At 57.5% G+C, this 13548-nt stretch carries 9 protein-coding genes; 2 read left to right on the plus strand and 7 right to left on the minus strand.

Annotated elements, in window-relative coordinates; all coding sequences use genetic code 11:
- Positions 1-106: 106 nt before the first annotated feature.
- Positions 107-1840, plus strand: a complete 1734-nt coding sequence (locus QN062_RS00430) for a pyruvate oxidase (protein WP_369341684.1) — start codon at positions 107-109, stop codon at positions 1838-1840.
- A gap of 215 nt (positions 1841-2055) precedes the next feature.
- On the opposite strand, the gene QN062_RS00435 is transcribed toward QN062_RS00430, so the two are convergent.
- From QN062_RS00435 to QN062_RS00465, 7 genes are all read right to left on the minus strand, one after another.
- Entirely contained in the window at positions 2056-2421 is a 366-nt protein-coding gene (locus tag QN062_RS00435; protein ID WP_369341685.1) for an iron chaperone, read from the minus strand.
- 56 nt (positions 2422-2477) lie between these two features.
- Positions 2478-2945 carry a hypothetical protein gene (locus QN062_RS00440; RefSeq protein WP_369341686.1) on the minus strand — a complete coding sequence of 156 codons (468 nt, stop codon included), beginning with the start codon at positions 2943-2945 and terminating at the stop codon, positions 2478-2480.
- Positions 2946-3049: 104 nt separating this feature from the next.
- Positions 3050-3973 carry a LysR family transcriptional regulator gene (locus QN062_RS00445; RefSeq protein WP_369341687.1) on the minus strand — a complete coding sequence of 308 codons (924 nt, stop codon included), beginning with the start codon at positions 3971-3973 and terminating at the stop codon, positions 3050-3052.
- A gap of 154 nt (positions 3974-4127) precedes the next feature.
- A complete protein-coding gene (locus QN062_RS00450; protein WP_369341688.1) occupies positions 4128-4910 on the minus strand; it encodes a 2,3-diphosphoglycerate-dependent phosphoglycerate mutase in 783 nt (260 codons plus the stop codon).
- Between the two features lie 161 nt (positions 4911-5071).
- Complete coding sequence (locus QN062_RS00455) at positions 5072-7303, minus strand: bifunctional ADP-dependent NAD(P)H-hydrate dehydratase/NAD(P)H-hydrate epimerase (RefSeq protein WP_369341689.1); 2232 nt, start codon at positions 7301-7303, stop codon at positions 5072-5074.
- Between the two features lie 69 nt (positions 7304-7372).
- Positions 7373-8974 carry a ribosomal protection-like ABC-F family protein gene (gene abc-f, locus QN062_RS00460; protein ID WP_369341690.1) on the minus strand — a complete coding sequence of 534 codons (1602 nt, stop codon included), beginning with the start codon at positions 8972-8974 and terminating at the stop codon, positions 7373-7375.
- A gap of 195 nt (positions 8975-9169) precedes the next feature.
- Complete coding sequence (locus QN062_RS00465) at positions 9170-10255, minus strand: TspO/MBR family protein (RefSeq protein WP_369341691.1); 1086 nt, start codon at positions 10253-10255, stop codon at positions 9170-9172.
- Between the two features lie 294 nt (positions 10256-10549).
- Here QN062_RS00465 and uvrA point away from each other — a divergent pair, with 294 nt between their 5' ends.
- A complete protein-coding gene (uvrA, locus tag QN062_RS00470; RefSeq protein ID WP_369342612.1) occupies positions 10550-13444 on the plus strand; it encodes an excinuclease ABC subunit UvrA in 2895 nt (964 codons plus the stop codon).
- Positions 13445-13548 lie beyond the last annotated feature (104 nt).

Raw genomic sequence — 13548 nt, forward strand, 5'->3', positions numbered from 1 at the left:
TCCGGCCTTGGACGCATGCGCCTCACTAACATACATGTATGTAGAACCGCTATTTTTGGGGAAACAACACGCATAACAGCACGCGTTAGCAAAAAGGGGAATGTAGATGTCGACAAAAGCGGCTGATCAGCTGGTCAGTGTTCTGATGAACTGGAATGTCAAGCATGTGTATGGCTTGCCCGGTGATTCGATTGATACCACGGTGGACGCCTTGCGCCGCAACCAGGACAAAATCAAGTTCGTGCAGGTCAGGCATGAGGAAGTCGCGGCACTCGCAGCGGCGTCCAGCGCCAAACTAACCGGGGGACTGGGAGTCTGCCTTTCCATCGGCGGTCCTGGTGCGATTCACATGCTGAACGGTCTGTATGACGCGAAGATGGATCATGTCCCTGTGCTTGCGCTGCTCGGTCAGGTGACGACCGGCGACATCAACGAGGGCTACTTCCAGGAGGTCAACACCCCGAAGCTTTTCGACGACGTAGCTGTCTTCAACAAGACCATCAGCGCATCCGACAATCTTGGAAAGATAGTCGATTCCGCAATCCGTGCAGCCATGACGAAGAAGGGCGTCGCCGTGCTGACGATTCCCGATGACCTTCCCGATCACAAGGTCAGCGGAAGCTATCAGGACAGCGCCACTGCATTCGGACTGAATGCCCCCAAGGTTGACGACGCCCAGATAGATCAGATCGCCACGATGCTAGCGCAGTCCCAGAAGCCACTCGCCTTGATTGGCAAGGGCGCGGAGCATGCGGGCAAGGAACTGCAACGCCTCGTCGAGACGAACCATATTCCGTTCATCCTCACGATGCCTGCCAAGGGAACGATTGCCGATGACCATGCGAACAGCTTGGGCAACGTCGGCAAGCTGGGCACCAAGCCTGCATACGAAGCCATGAAGTCGACGGATCTGCTGCTTATGGTCGGGACGAACTACCCGTACACCCCGTATCTGCCAGCAGAGGGCCAGGCAAAGTGCATCCAGATCGATACCTGCCCCGAGAACCTGGGCAGCCGGTATGCACTTGACGTCGCCATCGATGGCGACGCCGCTGCCGTCATCTCGCAGTTGAATGAGAAGGGCGCGGTGCGCACCGATGACCGCTTCCTGACCGCATGCCAGAAGGATATGGATAGCTGGAACAGGTGGATGTCGGAGAAGCGTGGACTGAACACCTCTCCCGCATCGCCAGAGGCAGTGTTTGCCGCAGTCGACGAGACCGCGCCGAAGGATGCCGTCTATTCAATCGACGTGGGCACGTCAACGTCGTGGGGGGCGCGTTTCCTCCACGTTCAGCCAACGCAGAAATACTCCATCTCCGCATGGCTTGGCACCATGGGCTGTGGCCTGCCAAGCGCCATCGCCGGAGCCGAGGCATTCCCGGAAAGAAAGAACATCAGCATCTCCGGTGATGGTGCCTTTGCCATGGTCATGCAGGACTTCGTGACCGCAGTCAAGTACAAGCTGCCGATCATCCAGGTCGTCATCAACAACCAGAAGCTCGCCTTCATCGAGTATGAACAGCAGAGTGCCGGTCAGCTGAACTACGAGATAGATCTGGAAGACATGGATTACGCCAAGTTCGCCGAGGCTGCCGGTGGCGTCGGCTACACCGCCCGCAGCAATGCCGAATTCAAGGATGCACTGGCGAAGGCTTATGGGGAAAGCGACAGGCCGGTGCTCATCAACGTCTATGTGAAGGACAATGCGCCACTGCCGGGCAAGATCGTCGGCGAGGAGGCCAAGGGGTACACGAAGTATGGCACCCAATACCTTGAGAACTATTGGAAGATTCCTTCGATGCCACCGTTGAAGGACATCATGCGCCAGTTCTTCTAAAGCCTGAGGATCGGGCATGTCCGATCGAAGGGCTGTTCGCGAGGGGTGGACCGAATTACGATTCGGTCCACCCCTTTCGTGACTTTGGGGCACACGCCTGAAAATCGACATAGGGGAAAACGCATTCAATCGTTCCACTGCGATGAACCCATGGATCGGCCGGATGTCTCGCATTGCGTCCGCATCGGGAGGATGTCGGATAAATGCGATCTGGATCAGCGGGCGTTATGGTCCTTGCTCCAGAGTGCAATTTCCCGAATGAGATCAAGGGGGACAGGACTGCCATTGGGGATCTGGATGGTCCCCTTGCTGGTTCTGTATGCCGTCAGGCTGTCCTTGAACGCTTCGATGGCCTTGCTGCCTGGATAGATGCCGATATGCCTGGTGAAGGCGGCGAAGTGAATCAGATTCCTTCCCTGCCAGAAGGTTGGAATTCCATACGCCATTTTCTCCGTGGCCTCGGGAAGCGCCGACTTGATTGCCTGATGCACCGCGTATAGGCGAGACTGCATGTCAGCCGGTTGCAAGGCGATGTAATCGCCAATGGGATCCGTGATCGGTGGCAACGCTGCTGTGTCCATAGTCTTCCTTTCGTGGCGTGCTGAAAGATCTCAATGCCCTTGCCTATCCGGGGCCGCTATCGTTCTGTTCCGGATTGCGGAGCGGACTTGGACGACACGGAATTCCCCGAAGACGCGGAATTCCGTGAAGACATGGAAGTCTTGGGAATCTTGGGGGCCTTGGAGGTTCGCGCACTTCTTTGCCTTTTCTTCGGTATCTGCGTGACTTCCTCGAGCCGTGCGATTACTGGCAGCGCGAGCTCCCGGTTTTCGAAGTCGAGAATGTAATGCACCTTTGCACCTGGATAGGGTATGCCGCGTTCGGCATCGCTCATCAGATCCTCGATGCAAGGCAACATCTTGACGTACACGATGCTGTCGCAGAGGAGCAGCAGCGGCCTGTCGTTGACATAGACCATGTAGTCGCCGAACATTTTGCGGTATCGAACGGCGCCCGCCTCACGAACTTCGTCGCACACATACTCGACGAATTCCAAGCTTGTCCCCATCGCACCCCCATCATTCGATATGGAATTCATTTCCATGCACCATTATCCATGAGTCAACCGGCAGCGGGAAGCGAATTTCACAGTGTTCATGGTTCGAATGCCTGCACGATGGCGGGAGTGCCTTGACGGTGGTCGCTGATTCAGTCGATTATGTCGTAGCCGTGCGAGTCCACGACGCTGCGAAGCTTGTCGAGATACATGCTCGCCGCACTGGAAAGCTTGGCACGTTCGTTGGTGATCCAGCCAACCAGCATCGACTCCTCCGATTCAAGAGGCACCGTGACTATCTTCTCGTTGTTCAGGTCCTCGTTGTCGATGCCGGTGCAGACGGTGTAGCCATTGAGTCCCACGATGAAGTTCAAGATGGTGGCTCGATCCGTGACGTTGATCTGCTTGGGGGAGTATTCCGGCCAGACGGCCTCCTCCGCGAAGTAGAAGCTGCCCTCCTCGCCCTGTTCGTATTGCAGGAAGGGATATGGTTCCAGATCCTTCATCGTGATCTTCGACTTTGCGGCGAGAGGATTGTTTCTTGACAGGAACACATGCAATCCTGCCCTGAACAGCGGGTGGAATTCAAGATGCTTGCCGCGAAGCAGCTTTCCCAGCACATCCTTGTTGAAATCGGAAAGATAGATGATGCCGATCTCCGACTGCATGTTCGCGACCTGATTGATGATGTCCTTCGTGCGCGTCTCACGAATGGTGAATTCATATTCGTCCGAATTCGTCGAGCTTATCATCTCGACGAAAGCCTCGACGGCGAACATGTAATGCTGGGTGGAAACACGGCAGAGCTGCTTGCGAGGCTTCGCATTCTTATAGCGTTCCTCGAGCAGTGACGCCTGATCGAGAACCTGGCGTGCGTATGTGAGGAATTCCGCTCCATCGACGGTGAGCGCGATGCCTTGGGACGAACGGGTGAAGATGTCGATGCCCAGCTCATTCTCGAGCTCCTTCACGGAGGAACTCAACGCGGGCTGCGACACATACAATTCATGGGAGGCCTCGTTCATCGAACCGCATTCGACGATCTTGACGATATATTTCAACTGCAGCAGGGTCATATGCATAATTTATAGCAAAAGACTATTTTGCTCAAGTTGCTTATAACAAGCATGGGTCAAATCCCGTTTGCCATAGTGCCGATACACTGAGCGAAAAGGAATGCCGTGCGCCATGTGCCTTCCCAGGAATCGAACTTCAGTTCCTCGCAACCGTTCAGCGCGGCGCGCGGCCGAGCGCCGACACCTCAGCCATGCCACGTTCCGCGGCCTGCTGATCGAGATATCGCCCGCGTCCATCAACTGCAAGGCTTCCATCGGCGCGAGTCAAGAAGGAGTAGGCCATCGGCACTCCTGTGGGAACGTTGATCGAACGAATGGCCTCGTCACTGACCTGCTCCAGCATCTTGACGATCGCACGCACCACGGAGCCATGCGTGACGACCAGCACCGTCTTGCCTGCGACGAGCAACGGTGCGATGCGTGAATCCCAGTATGGCTGAAGTCTCTCGGCAAGATCCTTCAGACATTCGCTTCTGATGAGGGAGGGGTCCCTGTCATCGAGACCATCGCTGAACGAGTCTGAATATCGAGGATCTGAGCCTTGGAAATAGGGTGAATTCACATCTATCTCAGGTGGTCGAACATCGTAGGAGCGACGGTAGGTTGCGAACATCTCATCGCCATATCGGTCAAGCATCGCCGGACGCGTCTCGCCTTGGAACGCCCCATAGTGACGTTCGTTCAGCCTCCAGGATCGCTGCACCGGCAGCCATGAGCGGTCAATGGCATCGAGAACGATGTCGGCGCTCACGATGGACCTGCGAAGAAGCGAGGTGAAGACATAGTCAGGTCGAATGTCGGACTGCCGCAGCAGCTCACCAGCATGCTGCGCCTGTTGGATCCCGATGTGAGTCAGTGGAATATCGACCCAGCCGGCGAAGCGATTCACCGACTTGTCCGTCCATGTGCTCTGACCATGTCGCATGATGATAAGCATCGAACACTCACCTCCGAAGTATCGAATCTGAAACCTGTTACAACGCCTGTGTCGGCTCCTGGGACCTGTGTCAGCTTCCCTGAACCTGTGCGGTGACTTGCCGAGCCTTATGGCCAGTGTTCCCGACCTTATGAGAGGAGAGGATCGCTGCCGCCCTTGCCTCATGCGTCTCGGGAGCCATCATGATTCGTTCCTGCGATGTCGGCGTCGGTACCATCTGTGTCACCGCTGTCATCGCTGTCATCGTCATTGTCATCGATGTCGTCACTTGCCATGTCGTCACCATCGATGTCGTCCATCTCGACGATCTCGCCGTCATCTGAATCTGCATCCCCGTCATGTGCGATGTCGTCGTTGCCGTCGTCTTCCACGGTATCCTCCGCGTCGTCTTCCACGGCGTCCTCTGCAAGTTCCGCGATGTAGCTGACCTGATTCTCAATGAGCAGCGTAAGCGCCGGGGGAATCTGGGCGACAATGTCCGAGGCGACGATCGCATGCCCAAGGACCGGCTTCGTCGCATACGATCCGCCTTCGAGCACGGTGCCCAGACGTTGGACGTAGTCGCGTGCATGATGCGGATCGCAAAGTAGAGGAAGCGTCCATCCGCGCTGATAAGAGCCGGAAGCGACTCTTGCGGCGATGCCATGAAGGTATGCGCCCGCTGCCACGCATTCGCCTATGCCGTATGGATTCTCGCGTAAGGCATCCGCATTCTGGGCAACGATTGCGCCGATCACACCGGCCAGCACGTCGCCCGAACCTGCCGTGCCTGTCCAAGCCGGAGCGAATCCCGATGTGAGCACGGAGGGATTGCCCAGACCGTCATCAAAGACGACCAGGGTTATGGCGCCCTTGAGCAGCACGGTCGCACCCGTGAGTTCCCAGGCGCGGGTCGCCCATTTCAGAGGTTCCGCCTGAACGTCCTGTGACGAGACCTCCTCACCCCGGGCGGAGAGCAGCGAAGCGAGCTCGCCTGCATGGGGTGTGAGAATGACGTTTGCCGAAACGTGGTCGGGAAGAAGGGACAGGGCTCCCGCATCGGCGATGACGAAGGGCTGGGTGAATTCCTCCGATGCGGCATTCGTCCCTTCGGATGCGTTCACGGAAAGCGTGAGCCTTGCGGAATCGTTCATGCTATGACGTGTCTCCCGTGCCTCATCCGTCCCAGACTCCGGGATTTCAGATTCGTTCTCATCGGCTGGGTCCGTGCCTCGTCCCTCGCCGTTGGCCGTGTCATAGCCGGACAGTATGCGTCGTATCCTAATTCGCTGCGCGTCGTCCTCATCCACTGTGACGCCTGAGCCCAATATCCAGGATTGCACATGACCTGCACCCATGACCGCCTCGGGCATCGCGGTAAGTACCATGTCCTCGGCGCGGCGCGGTCCGCAATAGCGAACCATGCCGACATTGCACAGGCCCGCCGCCTTGCTCGACATGACTGCGGCGCCCGGATAGCGGTCCGAACCGGTCACCAGACCGACGACCCCGCGCGTGTACTTGGAATCACTCAGATAAGGCAATCGCATGCACTGAGAGGATGCGTCGATGGTCGTGGCCCGTACCGAAGGCTCGATATGCTCGGTGTCGAATCCGAAGTCGACGACCGTTGCCTGACCGCATGCATACGCCGCAGGCGGCAGCATGTTGCAGGGCTTCGGAGCGCCGAAGGTGACGGTGACGTCTGCGGGAATGTAGGCTCCTGGAAGGCTTCCGTCGTCGATGCCGATTCCAGACGGTTCGTCCACCGCCAGCACCAGGGGCAGCTCATGAGCCTCGATGCCGCTGGGCAGGGCAGGGCGTTCGGGAAGCGTTCCATCCTCGCCCAAGGCGATGGCGATGGCCGCAGGGATGCCACGCAGACTGCCATGCAGGCCGATTCCCGTCATCGCGTCAATGACCAGATGCGATGAGGATACGTATGCGAGCGTGTCCTCGAGACGTTGCGAGCTCTCTTCGGCATCGGATGGCGTTACGCAACCTGGGATGATGGCATTGGGGTCAAGAGCGACGATTTCCGCTCCGTCGCGCAGGCATGCCTCCAGTCCCTGGGGATGAAGGCTGCGTCCAACGGCGACGACGCTGACGGTCGCCCCCGCCTTGCTGAGTTCGGCCGCGGCATACAGACCGTCGCCGCCGTTGTCTCCACCTCCTGCGAGGACGACGACATCAGCCTGGTCAAGATCGACGTCGATATGAGCAAGCATCACCCGTGCGGTCGTGGCAACTGCCGCAGCAGCCGTTCGCATGAGCGGAACCCCCATGTCCAGGAGCGGCTTTTCCATCGTTCGAATGGTCTGCGAGTCAAAGGCCTCGCACAGGAAATCCCCTCCCACAGCCGTGGTGGCACGCGGATTCGAAGTCTGTGAAGCATTGAGAAATGTTGATGACATTGCAATCTACCCCCGAATCGAAGTCAACGCACTGAACTGCCGTTCTCACATCAACTCTACCCGTGGGCACTACTCTTCGGCTACAAGATCAAGATATTCGTCGTTCCACAGATCCTCGTCGCCATCAGGCATCAGCAGCACTCGCTCTGGATTCAGGGCCTGGACGGCTCCCTCATCGTGGGTCACGAGCACGATTGACCCTTCATACTTCGATATGGCCTTCAAAATCTCGTCACGGCTCGCTGGATCCAGATTGTTGGTCGGTTCGTCGAGCAGCAGCACATTTGCACGGCTCGTTACCAGAGTCGCCAGCGCCAGACGTGTCTTCTCTCCTCCCGAGAGGACGGATGTCGGCTTCATGGCATCCTCACCTGAAAACAGGAAGGAACCCAGGATGGTCCTTGCCTGTGTGTTGTCGAGCTGCGGAGCGACGTGCTGAAGATTCTCCAGAACGCTCACCTCGTTATCCAAGGTGTCATGCTCCTGCGCGAAATAACCGATCTTGGCACCATGCCCGAATTCCACGGCACCGGTATCAGGCTTCTCGATGCCTGCAAGCAGACGCAGGGTGGTTGTCTTTCCGGCGCCGTTGTATCCGAGGATGACGACGCGGGAGCCTTTGTCGATGGCAAGGTTGATTCCTGCAAACACGATGTTGGACCCGTACGCCTTGGAGATGTCCTTGGCCATAATCGGTGTCCTGCCGCATGGGGCTGGCTCAGGGAAGCGAAGGTCCGCGACCTTTTCATCGCGCTGGGCCTCCTGAGTGCCTTCGAGCAGCCGCTCGGCCCTGCGCATCATATTCTGCGCGGCGACGGCCTTCGTCGCCTTCGCATGCAGGCGCAGGCCCTGCTTCATCAGGCGGTCCGCCTTCTTCTCGGCAACCTCGCGTTCACGGCGGCGACGCTCTTCATCCACCACGCGCTGCTTCAGATAAGCCTTCCAGCCAAGCGCGTAGGCGTCGATTTGGCCAAGCTGGGCGTCGAGATGCCAGACCTTGTTCACGGTCTCGTCCAGGAGCTCTGTCGAATGGGAGATGACCAGGAATCCTCCTTCGAAGTGACGTAGATAGTTCTTCAGCCATTCGATCGAGTCGGCATCAAGATGGTTGGTCGGCTCATCAAGAATCAGCGTGTCTGCGTCGGAGAAAAGAATCCGCGCTAGTTCGATGCGTCGTCGCTGCCCTCCGGAAAGCGTTCCGAGCGTGCGCTTGAGGATTTCCTGGTCGAGTCCAAGGCTTTCACCCATGGCGATCGCCTCGGATTGGGCCGCGTATCCGCCGGCCTGCTCGAAGTCCTGCAAGGCCCTGTCGTATCTGTTCATGGCCTTTTCCATGATTGAGGGATCCGGATTGGTCATATCGATTTCTGACTTGCGCAGCCGCGTGATGATCGAGGCGATGTCGCGTGCGCTCATGACACGGTCAAGCGCTGTCTGGTTTGGATCGGCCGCATGCGTCGATTGTGGAAGATAGCCGAGCTTGCCGCTCACATGCACCTTGCCGGCAGATGGGAGCATATCTCCCGTGATGACTCGGGTGAGCGTGGTCTTTCCTGCGCCGTTACGTCCCACAAGGCCGATGCGGTCGCCCTTCGATACGTGAAAATTCGTGCTTGAAAGCAATAGTCGGGCGCCAATCCGAATCTCCAGGCCCTGTGCCTCTATTGCCATGCCTCATCCTGCCTTTTTCATCGTGAGATATTGTCCAAGCGCGTCATGCGCACGATTTTGCAGACCTTGCCTGCAAACCCAATCGACCATCATAACATTGGCCCTGATTGAGCGATTAGGCGAGCCATACCAGCATGACGATGACGCTGACAATGACGATGACGGTGACCGAATGCGCGAAACGCCTGACGGCGCTCAGTCCTTCGTCTGCGCGCCGGCCTGTGCGTTCGGAACGATCGAATAATGTCCCCACGGGAAATAAATCAGCAGCGCGCCGATGGCCGTCATCGCGATGATGATGACTCCGATGGGGGCGGAAGAATCGAAGAGGCGCACCCCGATGCCAATGGCTGCCCATATGACCACCAAAGGGCTGACCCAATCCTGCAATCTGGTACGAATGGCGAATGCACCGCCAAGCAGGAGGATGAGCAGGAAGAATGTGGTGGTTGCCTGCACCGTCGTATCCACGTTCGGATACTGATGAACCGCGAGGTACGACGCGTTCGCGCATGTGGCGACAGCAAGCCAGCTTGCATATATCGAGATCGGTGCCCATGCGAGGATTCCAGCACCTGCGCGTCTGAGCAAGGCATACATCAGCCATACCGAAATGGCGACGGCGACGATGATGATCATGCTTGCCGTGAACTGCTCATAGTGCCATGCGATAAGCCAGCTGACATTGAGGATGCAGCTGACGACGAAGAGGATGCCTACTGCGTTGAAACCCGTGCTCCAGAGCAGTGGAAGATGCTCCCGGGGGAGAACCGCAAGAAAGACCGCCAACGCGATATAGATCACACCCCAGATTGCAAAGACGTATCCTGCCGGGGTGAACCAGGCGAACTCCCTGTTGGATATTTCGCCGGTCGTCGTTCCTCCGAGGCGGCCAAGTTCGGAATATGCGTTGAATGCGACCATGATCGCCCAGCAGATCCAGAGCACGCTTGTCTGGGAAACGCGTTTCGTCTTGGGCTCGCTGGTGGGGTCACTGCTGGGGTTGCCGGTGGACTCGACCGGAATCTTCTCATTGGCGTCGGCAGTCAAATCCTGCGATGGTTCCGAAACGGTGGAGTCGTCTGCGGTCCGCGTGCCGACCGTCCTGCCTTCAATGTTGTCGTACGAAACGTTGTCATCTGAAACGTTGTCATCTGAAACGTTGCCGTACGAAACGCTGTCATCTGAGTTTCCGTCGTCTGGGAATGAGGGCGGGTCAAGGGGATTCAACGATTCGGCCGACTCCCGTGCTTGGTCGGAACCTGTTTGCCGCTCAGCCATATGTATCCCCCTCGTTGCGATGATCGCCTCATCTTCTGCGCTACGCCCAGTCTTGCACATATTCGTAATAGATGCCTGGCATGACGCGCTGCGAATGCAAAACGCCCAGTGAGAAAATCGAACAGATGTTCGAAATATATGCTTCAATGGGGGTACGATAATCACGGTTCATCTCAAGTCCACGAATTGTCTACGAATAGAAGCGAATCCATAGTGCAGACATTGCAAAAACAAGCATCGCAAGAGAAGGCGGCACAGCTCGACCGCGTGCATGACCTTATCCACAATCCACCGATGAAAGCCACGGAAAGCACGCTCATCGCCGATATCTCAGCACTTCCCAACGATCGTAAGATCGTGGTTCAGGGTGCGCGCGAGCACAACCTCAAGAACGTGAATCTGGAATTCCCACGTAACAGGATGGTCGTGTTTACGGGACTTTCGGGTTCGGGAAAGTCTTCGCTCGCCTTCGACACGCTTTTTGCGGAAGGTCAGCGGCGATATGTCGAATCGCTTTCGGCCTATGCCCGTCAATTCCTTGGACAGATGGATAAGCCCGATGTCGATTTCATCGAGGGCTTAAGTCCCGCAGTCTCCATCGATCAAAAGACCACCAACCGCAATCCCCGTTCGACGGTTGGAACGATAACGGAAATATATGACTATCTTCGTCTGCTGTTTGCCCGCACCGGAATACCTCACTGCCCGGTATGCGGCGCCTTGGTCACCGCGCAGACGCCCCAGCAGATTGTCGACTCCCTGCTCGGTCGAAGTGACGGCACAAGATTCCAGGTTCTGGCCCCCGTCGTCAGCGGGCGAAAGGGCGAATTCGTCGAGCTGATCGACACCCTGCGTTCGGACGGATACGCCCGTGCGCTGATCGATGGGACGATGCGTCAGCTCAATGACGAGATTAAGCTGACGAAGCAGAAGAAGCACACGATAGAGGTCGTGATCGACCGTCTGGTGCTCAAATCCGGGATACGCCAACGCCTGACCGATTCGATAGAAACCGCACTTCGGCTGGCCCACGGGTCCGTCGTCGCTGACTTTGTGGACGTTGACGAGAACAGTGCCGAACGCCGCCAACCGTTCTCCGAGCACAGAAGCTGCCCCAACGGACACTCCCTGGAACTCGATGAGATAGAGCCTCGCACATTCTCGTTCAACGCTCCCTACGGTGCGTGCCCGACATGCACGGGCCTGGGCTTCAGTCTCGAGATCGATCCCGAGCTCGTCGTTCCCGACCCGGACAAATCATTGGCTGAGGGAGCCATAGAGCCTTGGGGAGGGACGAAGTCCACGACTGACTACTACCGTCACCTTCTCGATGCGCTCGCGAAGGAGATGGGCTTCTCCATGAAGACCCCATGGAAGGAGCTCCCCAGCGACGTCCGCCATGCCGTTCTCTACGGTCACGAGTTCAAGGTGAGCGTCTCATACCGGAATCGATGGGGAAGGCTGCGTGAATACTCGACCGGCTTCGAGGGTGTCATACGCACGCTGATGAGACGGCATGACGAAACCGACTCGGATCAGATGCGGCAATACTACGAATCGTATATGCGAGAAATCCCGTGCCAGACCTGCAAGGGCAAGAGACTCAAGCCTGAGGTGCTGGCGGTGACGGTCAGCGATGAATCCATCGCCGATGTGTGCGACATGCCGGTGGTCGAAGGCCTTCGATGGGTTTCGGAGCTACATCTCGAGGGCGCCAAGGCGAAGATCGCAGGCGAGGTGTTGAAGGAAATCCGAGCACGCCTAGGTTTTCTGAACGATGTCGGTCTGGACTATCTGACGCTTTCCCGCGCCGCCGCGACGCTGTCGGGCGGAGAAGCCCAGCGCATCCGTCTGGCGACCCAGATCGGATCTGGGCTGGTCGGCGTGATGTATGTTCTCGATGAGCCTTCCATTGGCCTGCATCAGCGCGACAACGAGCGACTGATCGAGACACTGCATCATCTGCGTGATCTTGGCAACACCTTGATCGTCGTGGAGCACGACGAGGAGACCATCGAAGAGGCCGATTGGGTGGTGGATATCGGTCCGGGTGCGGGGGAGCATGGCGGCAGGGTCATGTTCTCTGGGCCGGCTGCCCAGATCACGAGTGCGGCGGGCTCGATCACGGGCGATTACATCGCAGGCAGACGTTCCATAGAAGTTCCCAGAAAGCGCAGGAAGATCCATAGGTCCAAGCAGCTCACGGTCGTCGGTGCGCGGGAAAACAACCTGAAGAACATCACCGCACGCATTCCACTTGGGGTGATGACCGTCGTCTCCGGCGTATCCGGTTCCGGAAAGTCGACGCTCATCAATTCGATCCTGTATCCTGCGCTTGCGGACAGGCTCAACGGGGCCCGCATCGTTCCAGGCAAGCACACGAGGATCGAAGGTGTGGATCAGCTCAAGAAGGTCATCCACGTCGATCAGAATCCGATCGGACGCACTCCACGTTCGAATCCGGCGACGTATACCGGGGTATGGGACAAGATCAGGCAGCTGTTCGCGAAGACTCCGGAGGCGCAGGTTCGAGGATATGGTCCAGGCCGCTTCTCGTTCAACGTCAAGGGTGGTCGTTGCGAGGCGTGCCATGGAGACGGCACGCTGAAGATAGAGATGAACTTCCTTCCCGACGTATATGTGCAGTGCGAGGTGTGCCATGGGCAGCGATATAACCGGGAGACTCTGGAAATCACCTATAACGGCAAGACCGTCGCCGATGTTCTGAACATGCCGATCGAGGAGGCGTCTGAATTCTTCAGATCGTATCCATCGATCCATCGCTATCTGAAGACGCTTGTCGATGTCGGATTGGGCTATATCCGTCTGGGACAGCCAGCGCCGACGCTTTCCGGCGGTGAGTCCCAGCGCGTGAAGCTCGCAACGGAATTGCAGAAGCGCTCGGATGGAACCACCGTATACATACTTGACGAGCCCACGACGGGATTGCATTTCGAGGATGTCAGCAAGCTGCTGAAGGTCTTGCAGGGATTGGTCGACAAAGGCAATACGGTTATCGTGATCGAGCATAATCTCGATGTCATAAAGAGTGCGGACTGGCTTGTCGATCTCGGACCCGAAGGCGGTGATGGCGGCGGTACGATTGTGGACGAGGGCACTCCCGAACATGTTGCCAGGAATCCTCGAAGCTGGACGGGCAAATACCTCAGACCGCTGCTTGAAAGATGATGCGGACCGAACCCTGCACCGGCGTCGTGTCGCTGGAATGCTGACATGTTCCCAGCCCTGCCGACTCATAACCGGTTCCCTTCAAGGCACAATATGATAGACAG

This window comes from Bifidobacterium sp. WK012_4_13 (assembly GCF_041080835.1).
Lineage (GTDB): Bacteria > Actinomycetota > Actinomycetes > Actinomycetales > Bifidobacteriaceae > Bombiscardovia > Bombiscardovia fermentum.